This is a genomic window from Salinigranum halophilum (assembly GCF_007004735.1).
Lineage (GTDB): Archaea > Halobacteriota > Halobacteria > Halobacteriales > Haloferacaceae > Salinigranum > Salinigranum halophilum.
This window is the reverse complement of the sequence record NZ_SSNL01000003.1, coordinates 52,233-68,576: the sequence shown is the minus strand read 5'-3', so window position 1 is coordinate 68,576 and position 16,344 is coordinate 52,233. Positions and strand designations below refer to the sequence as shown.

At 66.6% G+C, this 16,344-nt stretch carries 16 protein-coding genes and 1 tRNA gene; 10 read left to right on the top strand and 7 right to left on the bottom strand.

Annotation, left to right across the window (positions count from 1 at the left end; translation table 11 throughout):
• Positions 1-19 precede the first annotated feature (19 nt).
• Positions 20-430, bottom strand: a complete 411-nt coding sequence (locus E6N53_RS04860; protein ID WP_142857377.1) for an SHOCT domain-containing protein — start codon at positions 428-430, stop codon at positions 20-22.
• An 89-nt stretch (positions 431-519) separates the two neighbouring features.
• On the opposite strand from E6N53_RS04860, the gene E6N53_RS04855 reads away from it, so the two are divergent.
• A complete protein-coding gene (locus E6N53_RS04855) occupies positions 520-1,422 on the top strand; it encodes a DUF6920 family protein (protein WP_201741078.1) in 903 nt (300 codons plus the stop codon).
• 49 nt (positions 1,423-1,471) lie between these two features.
• On the top strand, positions 1,472-2,392 hold the full coding sequence (gene rnz / locus E6N53_RS04850) for a ribonuclease Z (RefSeq protein WP_394344746.1): 921 nt from the start codon (positions 1,472-1,474) through the stop codon (positions 2,390-2,392).
• Between the two features lie 7 nt (positions 2,393-2,399).
• Here the strand turns inward: rnz and E6N53_RS04845 are convergent, their stop codons facing one another.
• The gene (locus tag E6N53_RS04845) at positions 2,400-2,720 is read right to left on the bottom strand and encodes a winged helix-turn-helix transcriptional regulator (protein ID WP_142857373.1); all 321 of its coding nucleotides are present in this window, start codon (positions 2,718-2,720) and stop codon (positions 2,400-2,402) included.
• 131 nt (positions 2,721-2,851) lie between these two features.
• Between E6N53_RS04845 and E6N53_RS04840 the strand changes: the two genes are divergently transcribed.
• A complete protein-coding gene (locus E6N53_RS04840; protein ID WP_142857371.1) occupies positions 2,852-4,831 on the top strand; it encodes a DUF460 domain-containing protein in 1,980 nt (659 codons plus the stop codon).
• Positions 4,832-4,982: 151 nt separating this feature from the next.
• On the opposite strand, the gene E6N53_RS04835 is transcribed toward E6N53_RS04840, so the two are convergent.
• Together E6N53_RS04835 and E6N53_RS04830 are read right to left on the bottom strand one after the other, a co-directional pair.
• A complete protein-coding gene (locus E6N53_RS04835; protein ID WP_136589916.1) occupies positions 4,983-5,453 on the bottom strand; it encodes a hypothetical protein in 471 nt (156 codons plus the stop codon).
• Positions 5,454-5,556: 103 nt separating this feature from the next.
• Positions 5,557-5,859 (bottom strand): PLDc N-terminal domain-containing protein, encoded by a 303-nt coding sequence (locus E6N53_RS04830; RefSeq protein WP_136589917.1) that lies wholly within the window; start codon positions 5,857-5,859, stop codon positions 5,557-5,559.
• 130 nt (positions 5,860-5,989) lie between these two features.
• Here E6N53_RS04830 and E6N53_RS04825 point away from each other — a divergent pair, with 130 nt between their 5' ends.
• From E6N53_RS04825 to E6N53_RS21220, 7 genes are all read left to right on the top strand, one after another.
• Positions 5,990-6,982 (top strand): tyrosine--tRNA ligase, encoded by a 993-nt coding sequence (locus E6N53_RS04825; RefSeq protein ID WP_142857369.1) that lies wholly within the window; start codon positions 5,990-5,992, stop codon positions 6,980-6,982.
• Positions 6,983-7,114: 132 nt separating this feature from the next.
• On the top strand, positions 7,115-7,405 hold the full coding sequence (gene eif1A, locus E6N53_RS04820) for a translation initiation factor eIF-1A (RefSeq protein WP_136589919.1): 291 nt from the start codon (positions 7,115-7,117) through the stop codon (positions 7,403-7,405).
• A 121-nt stretch (positions 7,406-7,526) separates the two neighbouring features.
• Complete coding sequence (gene rio1 / locus E6N53_RS04815; RefSeq protein WP_136600641.1) at positions 7,527-8,381, top strand: serine/threonine-protein kinase Rio1; 855 nt, start codon at positions 7,527-7,529, stop codon at positions 8,379-8,381.
• Positions 8,382-8,481: 100 nt separating this feature from the next.
• Positions 8,482-10,404 (top strand): ester cyclase, encoded by a 1,923-nt coding sequence (locus E6N53_RS04810; protein ID WP_142857367.1) that lies wholly within the window; start codon positions 8,482-8,484, stop codon positions 10,402-10,404.
• A gap of 56 nt (positions 10,405-10,460) precedes the next feature.
• Entirely contained in the window at positions 10,461-10,997 is a 537-nt protein-coding gene (locus E6N53_RS04805) for a KH domain-containing protein (RefSeq protein WP_136589922.1), read from the top strand.
• A 307-nt stretch (positions 10,998-11,304) separates the two neighbouring features.
• The gene (gene thsA, locus E6N53_RS04800) at positions 11,305-12,960 is read left to right on the top strand and encodes a thermosome subunit alpha (RefSeq protein ID WP_142858452.1); all 1,656 of its coding nucleotides are present in this window, start codon (positions 11,305-11,307) and stop codon (positions 12,958-12,960) included.
• Positions 12,961-13,339: 379 nt separating this feature from the next.
• Positions 13,340-15,166 carry a PAS domain S-box protein gene (locus E6N53_RS21220; RefSeq protein ID WP_142857365.1) on the top strand — a complete coding sequence of 609 codons (1,827 nt, stop codon included), beginning with the start codon at positions 13,340-13,342 and terminating at the stop codon, positions 15,164-15,166.
• Between the two features lie 141 nt (positions 15,167-15,307).
• Here E6N53_RS21220 and E6N53_RS04790 read toward each other — a convergent pair.
• The 3 genes from E6N53_RS04790 to E6N53_RS04785 form a co-directional block, all read right to left on the bottom strand.
• Positions 15,308-15,411: transfer RNA gene (locus tag E6N53_RS04790), tRNA-Arg, on the bottom strand.
• Entirely contained in the window at positions 15,388-15,843 is a 456-nt protein-coding gene (locus E6N53_RS21600; RefSeq protein WP_161596535.1) for a group I intron-associated PD-(D/E)XK endonuclease, read from the bottom strand. Before E6N53_RS21600 ends, E6N53_RS04790 begins: the two co-directional genes overlap by 24 nt.
• Positions 15,844-15,895: 52 nt before the next feature.
• Positions 15,896-16,276 (bottom strand): YccF domain-containing protein, encoded by a 381-nt coding sequence (locus E6N53_RS04785; protein WP_136592324.1) that lies wholly within the window; start codon positions 16,274-16,276, stop codon positions 15,896-15,898.
• Positions 16,277-16,344: the final 68 nt, after the last annotated feature.

Sequence of the window (16,344 nt, the reverse complement as noted above, 5' to 3'; positions counted from 1 at the left end):
TCGGTCAAGGGGTCCGCAGTCAGCTCGTCTCGCGCTCCGTTTCCGGGTCGTCCACGGAGTCGTCTGCGGGAGTCCGACCGCGACGCCGAGCGCGGTCTTCGACGGCCTCCATGGTCTCGGTCTCTAAGAGCGCCTCGAGTTTGCGCTCGAACTGTTCTTCCGTGAGTTCACCCGCGGCGTACCGCCGACGGAGGGTCTCGAGCGGGTCGTCGGTGGTTGGTTCCGACGGAGGGGTCGGGAACTCGTCGGTCTCCGATTCGTCCTCACCCGCGAGTATGCTCACGATGGGAACGACGACAGCGAAGCCGACGGCGAACACGACCCAGAACCAGTCGAATCCGAGGAACAGCGCGGTGAGACCGACCCCGAGGACGAGCAACGAGGCGATGCCCGTCGCCCGGTTGCGGTGCCGGGACCGAAGAGGACGCATACGAAGAGGGCGACTGCGAGCGAGAAAAGGATTGAGGCAGTGATGCGAAATACTGAGTTTGATGCCCGCGGCGAGAGAGAACCCCTGATATGGGTATGCTCGACCGTGTTCTCACGCGTCGCTCGCTGCTGCTCGCTGTCCTCGTCACCGTTCTGGGCCTCGTCGGTCTGGCGAGACACCGAGAGACACGAGCGACAGAACGGGTCGTCGACCGACTGCTCGATGAGGGAGCCGCGAATGAGCAGAGACGAGACGGGACGGACGCCCGTGTCGACCTCCCAGAGCCCGTTCAGCAGTACTTCGAGACAGCGTTCTCCGGCGACCCACACCGACCGCGGTCAGTTCGTATCGAACAGGAGGGAACACTTCGCGTCGGCGGTCGCGAGAGTCCGTGGAAGCCGTTTACCGCGACGCACCACGCGACGGTCCACTCCCCGGGGTTCGTCTGGAACGCGACGGTGACGTTCGCGCCCTTCGTGTCGGTTCGCGTCCGCGACGCCTTCGTCGGTGGGGAGGGGTCGGCTCGCGTCGCGCTGTTCGGCGCGCTCTCGCTCGGTGGCGAGACGGGAAGTCCAGAACTGACCGAAGCCGCCCTCCAGCGGTATCTCGCGGAGGCGGTCTGGTACCCGGCGGCGCTCCGCCCCGAGAACGGCGTGTCGTGGGAGGGAATCGACGAGCAGACCGCCAGAGCGACCCTCGAGGCCGGCAAAACGACGGCGTCGTTGACCTTTCACTTCTCGACTGCCGACGGCGACGGGGGCGAGACGGTCGTCGAACGCGTTCATACGGAGCGCCGATATCGAGCAGTGGGAGATGGGTTCGAGCCGACGCCGTGGACGGGCCTGTGGCGCGAGTACGAGGAGCGAGACGGGAGGCGCGTGCCAACAGAAGGTGAGGTCGTGTGGCATCTCGACGACGGTGACCTCCACGCGTGGCGCGGGCGGGTGAACGAGGTCGAGTACCGACGCGAGCGAGGGCACAGACGAGCGTAGCGATTCGACAGCCGTTTACCGCCGCCTGAATGAGAGAGAGTGAATGTCGATGCGCGTGACGTTTCTCGGGACGAGCGGGGCCGTGCCGACGACCGAGCGAGCCCCCTCGGCCGTCTTCTGCAACCGAGAGGGCGAGCGGTACCTCTTCGACTGCGGTGAGGGCACCCAACGCCAGATGATGCGCTTCGGGACCGGCTTTTCGGTCTCACACCTCTTCGTCACGCACCTCCACGGCGACCACGTCCTCGGGATTCCAGGACTGGTCCAGACGTGGGATTTCAACGACCGGGAGGAGCCGCTGGCGATCCACGCGCCGCCGGGGTCACGCAAACACGTCGAGTCGTTGCTGCACGCCGGTGGGCACCAGCCCGGGTTCCCGATTCGGGTGAACGAGGTCTCACCGGGGAACGTCGCCCTCGACGGCGAGGACTTCGAAGTACGGGCGTTCAGAACCGAACACCGCACACGCTCTGTGGGCTGGGCGCTGGTCGAAGACGACCGTCGCGGGCGGTTCGACCGCGAGCGCGCCGAGGAACTCGGGGTGCCTGTCGGCCCGAAGTTCGGCCGACTCCACGATGGGGAGGCCGTCGAACTCGACGACGGGCGCGTCGTCGAACCCGAACAGGTCGTCGGCGAGCCACGACCCGGACGGAAGCTGGTGTACACCGGCGACACGCGGCCGGTGAACTCGACGGCCGAGGTCGCCCAGGACGCCGACCTCCTCATCCACGAGGCGACCTTCGCGAGCGACGAGGCCGCCCGGGCCCGTTCGACGGGCCACACGACCGGGAGAGAGGCGGGCGAACTCGCCCAGCAGGTGGGGGTGCGACGCCTCGCACTGACCCACATCTCCTCGCGCTATGCGGGTGACGCCTCCGAAATCGCCTCGGAGGCCGCACGGGCGTTCGACGGTGAGTCGTTCGTCGCCCACGACGGCCTCGAGGTCGAGGTCACTTACCCCGACGAGTGAGCGCGGTTCAGTCGTGACGGTCGACCCACGAGAGGAGCGAACGGGTGCGGCGGGCGAGGCCGCGGCCGTCACGCGTGAGTTCGTACTCGACGCGCGGCGGCACCTCGTCGTACTTCTGTCGGTCGAGAATCCCCGCCTCGACGAGACGAGTCAGTCGAGTGGACAGCGTCGACGTACTCGCGTCGGGCAGGTGTGACTCGAGTTCGGAGAATCGGACGGTGCCGTGGGCGTCGACGATACAGACGAGCTGCATCGTGTACCGGCTCGCGAGCACGTCCATCAGGTCACCGTCGGGACAGACACAGCGGCTTCGTGAACACGTTGTCATCTGATGAGCCTCCGTTTCGTCTCTGGCTTCGAATTCGATAGTATAGAAACTTCGGTCGTGAAAGTCAGCGTCGCTGGTGTCGATTCCGGCCGCGGCGTGGAGTATATATTCGTACCGTCCCTATCGCGGGTGTGAACGACAGGACGAGCGCGCTCGACTCGCTCGTGTTCGGCGTCGACATCCAGAGCGGTGACGTCCGTGGGGACACGCCGTCGTACGCCGTCGTCGCCTTCGACGGCGAGCAGGTCGACCGCGATGTCGTGTCGCACCGCAAGCTCCGGCGGCTCATCGAGCGGGAGACCCCCGCCATCGTCGCCACCGACAACATGTACGAGCTCGCGGCCGACAAGGACGACCTGGTCCGGTTCCTGCGGGCACTCCCGTCCGGGACGAAGCTCGTCCAGGTGACCGGTGCCGAGCGCCCCGAGCCCCTCTCACGGGTGGCGTCGAGACACGGCGTCCCCTACGGGAAGAAGCCGATGAAGGAGGCCGAAGCGGCGGCTCGACTGGCCGCGGCGAACGTCGGCTACGAGGTGTCGGCGTTCGAGAACACCACCACTGTCAAAGTCTCGCGCGGACGCTCGACGGGGAAGGGCGGATGGAGCGCCGACCGCTACACGCGGCGTATCCACGGCTCGGTGAAGCGAACCACGCGGCAGGTCGAGTCCAAGCTGAAAGAGGCGGGGCTGGCGTACGAACGGGACGTCACCGAGAAGTACGGCGGCTACGCCAACGCCGTCTTCACCGTCGAGGCTCCCCCCGGTGACATTCCGGTCTCCTCGCGACGCTCGGGCGACACCAGGGTCGAAGTCGAACGAGAACGGCGCGACGGCATCGAGTTCGAACCGCTGGTGAAGCGCCGCGACTACGTCATCGTCGGCATCGACCCGGGGACGACGACGGCCGCCGCGGTCGTGGGGCTGGACGGCTCGGTCCTTGACGTCTTCTCCACACGGACCGAAGACACCGCGGGCGTCATCGAGTGGCTCATCGAGCGGGGCCGGCCGCTGCTCGTCGCGGCGGACGTGACGCCGATTCCCGAGACCGTCGAGAAGTTCCGGCGGAGCTTCGACGCCGCCGGGTGGACACCACCGAAAGACCTCCCGGTCGACGAGAAGCTCCACCGCACCCGAGCGGTCGAGTACGACAACGACCACGAGCGGGACGCGCTGGCGGCGGCACTGTTCGCGTTCGACGACCACGAGGACCAGTTCGAGCGCATCTCACGGAAGGTCCCACCGAACGTCGAGCGAGGGCTCGTCATCTCGCGCGTCCTCGGCAACGACGAGAGCGTCGAGAGCGTCCTGCGCGACCTCACCGAAGACGAGAACGAAGAAGAAGAGACCCACGAGCATCAAGAGCGCGAACTCACGGAGGAGGAAAGAGAGCTCCGCCGACTGCGCGACCGGGCCGCACGGCTGGAGTCGCAGGTCGAAGACCTCGAAGCGACCGTCGAAGAGAAGGAGGCCACCATCGAGGAGTACCGCGAGGAACTCTCGGATGCGCGACGCGAGGAGCGGCGGAAGGCGCGCGAGCGCCAGGAGGTCTCCCGGCTGGAGCGCGAGAAGAGCCGGCTCGAACGCGAACTCTCACAGGAGCGAGCGCGGAGCGAGGAACTCGACGGGAAGCTCGAGCGGCTGAAGGCGCTGTGGAAGCTCGACCACTCGAACTTCGCGGACGTCAACACGGAGAAGAACCTCGTCCCCGTGAAGGTGGTCGAGCAGTTCACCCGCGACGCCATCGAGCAGACGGTCGAGCAGTACGGCATCGCCGCGGGCGACGTGGTCTACCTGAGAGACGCCTCCGGCGCGGGCCGGTCGACGGCCGAGCGACTCGCCGACCTCGAACCCCGCGTCGTCATTCGCCGAGGGGGCCTCTCGCAGGTGGCCGACCAGGTGTTGTTCGACCACGGTGTCCCCGTCGCGCCCGTAGAGGACGTGACCATCCAGGAGGTGGACGAGTTGGCCGTCGCCCGCGAGTCGGAGGTCGGGGCGGCCATCGACGACTGGGAAGTACGGGCGGAGGAGCGGCGGAAGGAGCAGAAGTCGAGCATGGTCGACCAGATCATCTCCGAACACCGCGCGGAGTCCCGGGCGGAAAGCAGAGAGTAACGCGTGGGTCGGTGGCGCGATACGCCCCGACACGACAATGAAATCCGGCGTCGGCCGAGAGCGACGCCCACACTGTCGGTCGTGACATCGTCGAAAAACCCGTCGGGCACCCGGGGTGCCGAACCCGTTCGCCAGCTTACAGCCGACGGTATCAGAACATCATCCGGACGGCGAACTCGCGCGCCCGCGGCCCGATTATCGGGTTGTTGATGATGTCGTCGGCGTTCGGCTGGTCGGGGGAGACGAGTCCGGCGTTCCCGCCGACGGCGACGCCGACACCGACGCCGCTCGCGACCATGTCCGAGACGCCGCGCTGGACGTCGGTCAGTCCGGCTTCCGTGATGGCGTTGAGGTAGTCGTCACGTATCTCGAACAGTTCGTCGAGTCGGATATCGGCACGGGCGCCGAGGAGACAGAGCGGGTCGCGCGGGTGTTCGCGGCAGTGTTTCTCCCACTCCGCTTCCCCGCCCGGGGCCGGCTGGAAGACGCTCCCGAGCACTGCGGCGCTGATCCGCCCGTTCTGGGCGAGGAAGCCGTGTTCGCTCAACTGCGCTAGATACTTGCCGCGGAGGCCGAAGTACCGTGCGAGCGCGTCGCCACTCTCTGCAGCTTTCGTTGTCATAGTGTAGTTCACCGATACTTCGAACGACACGAACGATGATGAAGATATCTACAGGAGGAACGGACAGTGCGGAGCGTACACGATGCGTCAGGCCGTGGTTCGGCTAGCCGCTCGACGCCACGTCCCGGCGGCTGCGCACGAGCAACAGGTAGACCAGTGCCCCGACGAGCGGGACGAAGAAGCTCAGGACGGTCCAGGCGACGGCGTAGTCGTTCCTCGCGCTCTTGGCGTCGAGGTAGACCCACCCGGGGACGACGACGTGCGCGACGAGGAAGTAGACGACGAAACCGAGCAGCGGGAGGAGGAGGGCCGGGTCGCCGACGGAGACCCACATGGCGACGAGCGGGATGCTGACGAAGACGAAGAAGCCGACGAACAGGGCGAGGGGGGAGCGGAGCGAAGCCATCGTCTCGTGATGAGGTACGGCGGAGCGCGAATCAGACTGTCGGTTGCGGCGGTCACGGAGCGAACGTGGAGGAGCGCCGCGTGCGAGCGGTTCCAGAAGTCATATCCCGTATCGTCGATTCCCCACGCGTATGGACGCCTACGAACGGATCACCCGGAACACGTCCGAGGTGGTCACCGAGGAGGAGGTACGTGCGCTGAGCGATGACCCCGACGGAAAGCGGGCGTACGTCGGATACGAACCCTCCGGCGTCCTCCACATCGGCCACATGCTGACGGCGAACAAACTCATCGACCTCCAGGAGGAAGGCTTCGAGGTCGTCATCCTGCTCGCCGACGTCCACGCGTACCTCAACGACAAGGGGACGTTCGAGGAGATCCGCGCCACGGCGGAGAAGATGAAACAGCAGTTCATCGCGTACGGCCTCGACGAGGCGCAGACGGAGTTCGTCCTCGGCTCGGAGTACCAGCTCGACGAGGAGTACGTCCTCGACCTGCACGCGCTCGAACTGGAGACGACGGTTGCACGGGCCCAGCGGGCGATGGCGGAGATCCAGCGGGGCGAGCACGCGAAGGTGTCGCAGATGGTCTACCCGCTGATGCAGGCGCTCGACATCGAGTACCTCGACCTCGACCTCGCCGTCGGGGGGTTAGACCAGCGGAAGGTCCACATGCTCGCCCGCGAGGAACTCCCCTCGGTGGGGTACGAGTCGCGACCGGCGCTGCACACCCCCATCCTCGCCGACCTGACGACCGGCGTCGGCAAGATGTCCTCGTCGGAGGGCGTCACCATCTCGATGGAAGACTCCGCCGCGGACCTCGTCGACAAGGTCAACAGCGCGTACTGCCCACAGACGGCGACTCCCGACCCCGACGACGAGGGGAACGAGCGCGAGAACCCCGTCTTACAGATATTCCAGTACCACGTCTTCCCCCGGTTCACCGAAGTCGTGGTCGAGCGACCCGAGAAGTACGGCGGGAATCTCACGTACGAGAGCTACGAGGCGCTGGAGGCGGACCTCGAGTCGGGTGAACTCCACCCGGCCGACGCGAAGGGCGCGCTCGCGGACTACCTCGACGAGCTCATCGCGCCCGGCCGCGAGGTGCTGGAGACACAGCGCTGAGGACCGACCTGGACCGCCGTCGTGACCGGACCCAGCCGGGCCGGCGCTGCCTATCGGTTTCGTGAGCGGCGTCCACACCCGACCTGACGGGCGAACGGCGGGTTTAAACCGAATGCTCACCAACTCGGAAATATGGCGAAAGACGGAGACGAGACGCGACGCGACCTCCGGATGCCCGACGAGGACGAGGTGTTCGCCGTCGTGACGGACATGCTCGGAGCCAACCGCGTGAAGGTCCGCTGTGCCGACGGCGTCGAGCGCACCGCTCGCATCCCGGGCCGGATGCAAAAGCGCATCTGGATCCGCGAAGACGACGTCGTGCTCGTCGAGCCGTGGGACTGGCAGGACGAGAAGGGCGACATCGCCTGGCGCTACGAGAAGAGCGAGGCGGACCAGTTGCGCGAAGAAGGCCACATCCAGTAGTCGACGGCTGCTTTTCGGGACGACCACCGCCGAGGAGCGGTGCGTTTCGCCGTCGAAGCGCGATGGTATCCCTGACGCCGATACCCACGCTTTTCACGTTCCTCCTCCTATCTCGAAGGAGATGACAGAGGAGTTCGGCCTGATCGCACCCGAGGAGGGCGAGGGGGAGGGGTTCGGCGACGAGTGGGAGGAGATCGACGTCTCCGACACCGACGCCGACCGCATCGCCCGCAAACGGGACCGCGAGTTCGACGAGTTTCGCAAGCGGCTGAAGGACGCCGACCAGTTCAAGGTCGAGCAGTCGGTGTTCGACGACGCCACCTTCGCCGCCATCTACAAACTCGTCCAGGACGGCCACATCGATGCCTTCGGCGGGCCCATCTCCACCGGCAAGGAAGCGAACGTCTACGAGGCGCTCGGCGAAGACGGCGATATCGCGGTCAAGATCTACCGCATCAACGCCTCGGACTTTCAGCACATGCGCGACTACCTCGACGGCGACCCACGCTTCGAGGGCATCGGGAACGACAAGTCGAAGATCGTCCTCGCGTGGACGCGCAAGGAGTTCGCGAACCTCGAACGCGCCCGGAAGGCCGGCGTCCGCGTGCCGAAACCCATCGCCGTCGAGCGGAACGTCCTCGTCATGGAACTCGTGGGGCTGGTCGAAGACCGTGCGCGACGGCTCGCCGAGGTCAACGTCGAGAACCCCGAGACGGCGTACGAGGTGGTGAGCGAGTACATGCGACGGCTCCACACCGCGGGGCTCGTCCACGGCGACCTCTCGGAGTACAACCTCATCATCCACGACGGCGAACTCGTCGTCATCGACCTCGGCCAGGCCGTGACGGTCCACCACCGCAACGCCGACGAGTTCCTCAGACGCGACTGCCGAAACGTGGCGAACTTCTTCACGCGGCAGGGGCTCGAGACGAGCCCCGACGACCTGTACGACTACGTGACGGGCGAGCGGTCGTGAATCTCGTTCCGGTTCCGAGAGGTCCCCGTCGTCTCAGCCGCCGAGACTGTCTCACGGGCCGTAGATAGGGCTATCCGTTCGGAAACCTTCCTCAGCAGACATGACCGAGGAGAGTCGGCGGCGTGTCGCCGTCGCCTGTCAGGGTGGAGGAAGTCACACCGCGTTCACCGCGGGGGTCCTCGACCGCCTGCTAACCGAACCGGACGCCGCCGAAATCGTGGGGCTGACGGGGACGTCCGGCGGTGGAATCTGTGCGTTCCTCGCGTGGTACGGGCTGGTGAGCGAGGCGAGCGAGGAAGCGGGTCGCGAACGGGCACGGGCCCTCCTCGCACAGGTGTGGGACGACATCGCGGCGACGGACCCGATGGTGGCGGCGACGAACCGGGTCGGTGTGTGGTGGGCACACGCCCGGGACGGCGGCCTGCCGCTGCCGGTGGTGAGCCCCGACGACTCGGCAGTATCCGTGTGGACGTCGTGGTACCTCCGGCGGGCGCTCGAGCGGGCGGTGCCGCCCGAGGAACTGGCACGGGTCGTCGCGACGCTGCCCGAGACGGCACCGACGCTCCACCTCGGTGCCGTCGACGTCGAGCGAGGGACGTTCCGGACGTTCACCGAGCGGGAGGTCACCATCGATGCGGTGCTCGCGTCGGCGGCCGTCCCGACACTGTTCAGCGCCGTCAGCGTCGAAGGCGAGAGTGAAGAGCGACGGTACTGGGACGGCCTGTTCTCACAGAACCCACCCGTTCGCGACCTCCTGGCGGGGGTGTCGACGGAGCGGAAGCCCGAGGAAATCTGGCTGGTACGGATCAATCCACAGCGCCGCGAGGGGGTCCCGACCACGCTGACGTCCATCGCCGACCGGCGAAACGAACTGGGTGGGAACCTCTCCGTCAACCAGGAGTTGGCGTTCATCAGGCGGGTCAACGAGTGGGTCGCGGAGGGCGCGCTCTCGGCGCCCTACCAGCAGGTCGCTGTCCGGTGCATCGGCCTCGACGAGGACCGACTCGCGGACGCGCCGTTGACGGCAGCCTCGAAGCTCGACTGCCGACCGGCGTTCCTCGACGGGTTGCGCCGCGAGGGGGGGCGCGCAGCCACCGCCTTCCTCGACGCCGAGCGGAACCGGCGGCTCGTCCGCGGCACCGTCGAGGCGCTGTGGAACACCGAGAGTCCCGCCGCGGGAGTCTACCTCGCCGACGACTTCGAGCTCCACGCCACCGAAGCCGGGACCGGCCGGGGGCCGGCGGCGTACGAGGCGTACGTCGAACGAGTCAAGAGCGCACTCGATGGGCTCGAACTCGACGTCGAGACGGACCTGGCCGAAGGCGACCGGGTGGCACTGGTGTGGGTCGCACGTGGCCGTCACACGGGGCGGCTCTTCGGACGAGAGCCCTCGGACGAGGACGTCACGATTCGTGGCGTCGAAATCGCCCGCGTCGTCGAGCGTGACGGCGACCCGGTCGTCGCCGAGTCGTGGCTCACGGTGGACGACGGCGGGCTGCGGTCGGTGGCCGACACGACCGACGGTCCCGCGACGCCGGCGGCGACAGCGACACCCGTCGTCTCCGACATGGACAGTGCGGCGGAGGCGCGGGAGGTTGCTGTCCGCCACGCCGAACAGCTCTGGGGCGACGACCGCCGGACCGCCGCCGTCGCGCGCGAACTCGTCGCTCCCGACCACGTCTTCCGTCGGACTGGCGACGACGTCGAGGGACGCGACGAGTACGTCGCGTTCGTCCAGTCCTACCGGGACGCGTTCCCCGACCTCCGCGTCAGCGTCCGGGACGTGGTGGCAGAAGGCGACCGTGTCGTCGTCCGCGCGGTCATGACGGGCTGTCACCGCGCGCCGTTCGAGGGCATCGAACCGAGCGGCCGGCGGGTCGAGGCTCGCTGGACGTTCGTCCACGAGCTCGCCGCGGGCCGCATCGTCGCGACGGGAATGGGGGATGACCGTCGGTGGCTCCGCGACCAGCTGTCGGCTCGGCCCCTGTCCGCGCCCGACCGGACGGTCGACGTCGACAGGTGACACGGACGTACGGCCACGAAGGAACGCTTAAACCGCTCCGTCGGATATCCTGGACCATGCAGCACGTGAAGGTGCCGCAGGACCGCATCGGTGTCCTCATCGGTGAAGGAGGCGAGACCATGCGCGAGATCGAACGTCGCGCGGAGGTCCGTCTCGACATCGACTCCGAGAGCGGCAGCGTCGCCGTCGACTCCGTCGGCGACCCCGTCTCCGGGATGGTGGCACCCGACATCGTCCGCGCCGTCGGGAGAGGGTTCAAGCCCGACGCCGCGCTGTCGCTTCTCGACGACGACCTGCGCATGTTCGAACTCATCGACCTCGCAGAGTACACCAGAAACAAGAACGACCTCCAGCGCCAGAAGGGCCGGCTCATCGGCGAGAACGGGCGGACGAGGGAGCTGATGGAGGAACTCACCGGCGCGGAGGTCGTCATCTACGGCTCCACACTGGGTATCATCGGCCAACCCGAAGAGGTCGAGGCCGTTCGCCGGGCGACGAAGATGATCCTCGACGGGGCTCCCCACGGGGCCGTCTACTCTTTCCTCGAACGGAAGCACAACGAACTCACCCGCGGGTTCGACGTCAAGTCGTAAGCGGCGTCGAGTCCGGGACCGCCGGCCGAGGTGGGTCGGTGTGTCACTCGGGAACCGGCTTCTTCGGCCCGTTACACGTCGATGAGAGCGAGGACGGCGACTCGACGGTCACCCCCGTCTCGGACGGCAGTCACTCGATTCGAGCCGCGAGCGGTTCGTATAAAAACGGCCGTAGCATGCTAACACTTCACGTGACACATCTCGTCCCCGTGTGGCGATTCGGCAGCACCACTAACGAAACGTTTATATAGAATCACAAACAATCCGCTGGTGTACTATGAGTCAGCGCATGCAGCAGGGACAGCCGATGATCATTCTCGGCGAAGACTCCCAGCGCACACAGGGGAAAGATGCGCAGTCGATGAACATCACGGCCGGCAAGGCCGTGGCCGAGTCCGTACGCACGACGCTCGGCCCGAAAGGGATGGACAAGATGCTCGTCGACTCCTCGGGTGGAGTCGTCGTCACGAACGACGGCGTCACCATCCTCAAGGAGATGGACATCGACCACCCCGCGGCCAACATGATCGTCGAGGTCTCCGAGACCCAGGAAGACGAGGTCGGCGACGGCACCACGACGGCCGTCGTCATCGCCGGTGAACTCCTCGACCAGGCCGAGGAACTCATCGAGCAGGACGTCCACGCCACCACCATCGCGCAGGGCTTCCGACAGGCCGCCGAGAAGGCCAAGGAAGTGCTGGAGGACAACGCAATCGATGTCTCCGCGGACGACCGCGAGACGCTCATCAAGATCGCCTCGACGGCGATGACGGGCAAGGGCGCGGAGTCCGCGAAGGACCTCCTCGCCGAACTCGTCGTCGACGCGGTCCTCGCAGTCCAGGACGAGGACAGCATCGACACGGACAACGTCAGCGTCGAGAAGGTCGTCGGTGGCTCCATCGACAACTCCGAGCTCATCGAGGGCGTCGTCGTCGACAAGGAGCGCGTCGACGAGAACATGCCCTACATGGTCGAGGACGCCAACGTGGCGGTCATCGACGGGGCGCTCGAGGTGCGCGAGACGGAGATCGACGCCGAGGTCAACGTCACGGACCCCGACCAGCTTCAGCAGTTCCTCGACCGCGAGGAAGAAGAGCTGAAGCAGATGGTCGACAAGCTCGTCGACGCCGGCGTCGACGCCGTCTTCGTCGGTGACGGCATCGACGACATGGCCCAGCACTACCTCGCGAAGGCCGGCATCATCGCCGCCCGTCGCGTGAAGTCCTCGGACCTCAAGCGCATCGCCCGCTCGACGGGCGGCAAGGTCGTCGGCAGCGTCGACGACCTCGACGAGGACGACATCGGCTTCGCCGGCTCCATCGCCCAGAAGGACATCGGCGGCGACGAGCGCCTCTTCGTCGAGGACGTCGAGGACGCCAAGTCCGTGACGCTCGTCCTCCGCGGTGGGACCGAGCACGTCGTCGACGAGGTCGAGCGCGCCATCGAGGACTCCCTCGGTGTCGTCCGCACGACCCTCGAGGACGGGAAGGTCCTGCCCGGTGGCGGTGCCCCCGAGACCGAGCTCTCGCTGCAGCTGCGCGACTTCGCTGGCTCCGTCGGCGGCCGCGAGCAGCTCGCCATCGAGGCGTTCGCCGACGCGCTCGACATCGTCCCGCGCACGCTCGCCGAGAACGCCGGGCTCGACCCCATCGACTCGCTCGTCGACCTGCGCTCGAAGCACGACGCCGGCCAGTTCTCCGCTGGTCTCGACGCCTACACGGGCGAGGTCATCGACATGGAGGCCGAGGGCGTCGTCGAGCCGCTCCGCGTCAAGACGCAGGCCATCGAGTCGGCCACCGAGGCGGCCGTCATGATCCTCCGCATCGACGACGTCATCGCCGCGGGCGACCTCAAGGGTGGCTCCACCGACGACGACGGCGACGACGAGATGCCGCCGGGCGGCGGTGGCATGGGCGGCATGGGCGGCATGGGCGGCATGGGCGGTATGGGCGGCGCGATGTAAGCGAGGTTCTGTAAGAACCTCTGGAACGAGCGGGGAGCGAGCGAGGCTGACCGAAGGGAAGCCTCGAAGCGAACGGGGAGCCTCGCTCCCCGTGAGCGCAGTACGCCACCCGCGAGAGTGAGCCCCTCGGGTGGACTCACTCACCCATCCCCCTGACCCGTTGCACCGCCGTTCGACCGACACTGCTCCGTTCTTTTGCCGACCGCGAACAACAGCACCCGCGAGGCACTGAAGAGACCGCGTGCCCGGATTCTCACCGTCGAATCTCCCGGAGATAGACGTATATGTCGGGGACGGGTGTCGGGTGCATGAAGTCGTCTCGACGGTCGCCGGGGCGTGAGACCGACAGCCTCGTCTACGTGAGACGTGGAGGACGGCCGTGAACGACCCGGACCGCGACTCGGTCGTCCTGTTCGTGGGTGACGACGCGCGGACGGTGCGAGCGGGACGTGCCGTCGAGCGGGCGCTGCCGGGCGTCTCCGTCTCGACCAGGGAGGCGAATGCGGTGGCGCTCTCGGCGGTCGAAGACGATGCGGTCGTCTGCGTCGTCGCCCCGTGGACGGACACGGACGAGGCGAGCGACTCGGGCGACTCGTTTCTCGCGGCGCTCAGAGCGCGGCGGCCGTCGGTTCCTGTCGTGCTGTTCACCGACGCCGACCTCGCGGCGGTCAGCGAGGCCGTCGCGGCGTACGACGTGGCCGACGTTCGGCCCCGGACGTCGGACGCCCTCGCGGACGAACTACTCGCACGGAGCGTCGACGCGCTCGTCGACGGGAACCGCGGCGTCGAAGCGAGAAACAGAGCCACCGAGCGAGTCCCGCTCGACGACGGGAACACACTCCACAGCCGCTGGTACCAGCGACTCGTCGAACAGAACATCGTCGGGATATACGTCATCGAGGACCGGGCGTTCAGCTACGTCAGCCCCCGGCTGGCCGACGTCTTCCGGACGACGCCGGCGGCCATGGAAGGGCGGCCCGTCATGTCGTTCGTCGCGCCCGAGGACCGCAGCAGGGTCCGTCGGTACCTCGAGGTCCGAGAACAGGGACATCGAGAGCGGGCACACTACGTCTTCAGCGGGTTGTGCGCCGATGGGACGCGAATCGAGGTCGAAACCAGCGGGAGCGGCGTCAGGGTCGACGGCGGTGTGGCCATCGCCGGCGTCCTCCTCGACGTGACCGAGCGAGAGCGTCGCGAGCGAGAGGTCAGACACCTCTCACGGGCCGTCGAACACGCTGCCCCGGCGATCTACGTCACCGACGTCACGGGAACCATCACCTACGCCAACCCGTCGTTCGAGCGGATTACCGGACACTCCGTCACGGAGGTGATCGGAGAGAAACCCATCCTCCTCAACTCGGGGCGGATGTCCGACGCCTACTACGACGAGATGTACCGAACCATCAACGGGGGCGAGGTGTGGCGGGAGGCCATCGTCGACCGCCGAGCGAACGGCGAACTCTACCACGCCAGACAGACCATCGCGCCCATCTACGACGAGGACCGTGTCGATGGGTTCGTCGCCATCCAGGAGGACGTGACCGACGAGCGGATTCAACAGCAGGTACTGCAAGTACTCCACCGCGTCCTCCGGCACAACCTTCGGAACGAGCTGAACGTCATCGCGGGCCACGCGGACGAACTGTGCAGGCGACTGTCCGAACGAGGCGACGACAGAGGCGTGGCTTCGGCCGAAGCGATCCAGCGAGCGACGACGGAACTCCACGACCTCAGCGAGCGAGCGACGGACGCGGAGTTCACGCTCGAACCCGCCGAAGCCGACCGGTGGGTCGTCGACCTCCGAGAACTCCTCGACCAGCAGTGGACGCGGGTCGTCGACGATGGGGTGCACGGGCTCGACATCGACGGCCCCGACACCGCCCCGGTCGCCGCCGACGCGACGCTCGCCGTCGCCCTCCGAGAACTCCTCGATGCGGCGGTCGGCTCCGCGGACGACCGGGCGGGCCCGACGGTGACGATTCGGAACACGGAGGACGAGGTCGAACTGCGGTTCCGTCTCGAGGAGACGGTGACGAACGAGTGGACCCCGGTCAGAACGGGGCGCGAGACGCCGCTGGAACACGCTTCGGGACTCAACACGTGGCTCGTCGAGTGGGTGGTCACTCGCCTCGGGGGTGACGTCCAGTTGGCCGACGGGGACGGGGCGTCGATGCTCACGGTGCGACTCCCGGCGGCGGACGGGTAGTCGGCGTCGAGACGCGAGCGCGGGCGCGGACCCATCGCCCTCTGTACACGCGACCCCCGTTCGCTCGCTCACCGCCCGCTCCCTGATTCAACTCCCACGTGGACTCGTCACTACTACTCGCTGTCGTTCGCGGAGAAGTGACGAGCACGATGGGATTTGAACCCACGACCATCGGATGTCTTCCTCCGACGGAGTACCGACGGAGATAGAAGTCCGACGCTCTATCCAGGCTGAGCTACGTGCCCTCGAAGCCGGTCAATGTGCGCATCCAGCCGATATTCATCAGCCCAGTTTATACCCTTTGACTGGTTGTTTGCTGGTGGCTCTTTGCGAAGCACCATCTCGTTCTTCGAGGCGTCCTCGATAGGAACGAGATACACATCCGACCCAAGTCCAACAGTCGTGATAAAATAATCGATGTCTCGGTCGTAATCAGCAGTATCGTATCCGTTAGCTCTTGGCCGAGTGCTTCTAGTGCTAAATCGGATAACTTCTCCTTCGTCGCGAGCGGACTTGCACTGGAGCCTATTGAAGCCTTGGCTTGTTTCGATTACGAAATCGTATCGGTGGTTTTCGCCAAATGGAGTCAGTACAGTTAGTCCTCTGTGGACGAGTTCTGCAAGTATAACAGCCTCAATGCGTTCTCCTTTCGATTTAGGATCAAATACAGAGTCCATGCGCCCGCAAGTGGTGAACAGTATGTGAAATAAACCCGTAGAGCGAAAGTAATCACCCGTCGAACCGGTACAGCGACGTCACGTACGGCAGTCGGTTGAACATCCAGAGCGCCACCGGCAGCCCGATAATCGTCACCGCCAGGAACGCGGCGACGTTGGCCCAGAGCCACGAGAGCCACCAGCCGACGACGACGAAGTACACCGCCCGGACTGCGAGCGAGCGCTGCCCCTGCCCCGGCGCGTCGGGGTCCATGACCGACCGCGGTTCGCGGAGGGTGAGCACGGTGGGAACGAGGTTGATGAGTTTGATACCGAGCGGAAGGAGAACGATGGTGGCGTTGAGCAGCCACGCGATGTTGACGACGGCGGGCGTCGCCCACCAGCCGACGAAGACGAACCAGAGGGCGCGGACGAGGAGCGACCGTTGAGGCATAGTGACTGATACGCGGCCGACGCGTATAAAACGGGGTTCACGACCGTCTCCACGCGGCGGTTCGAGGC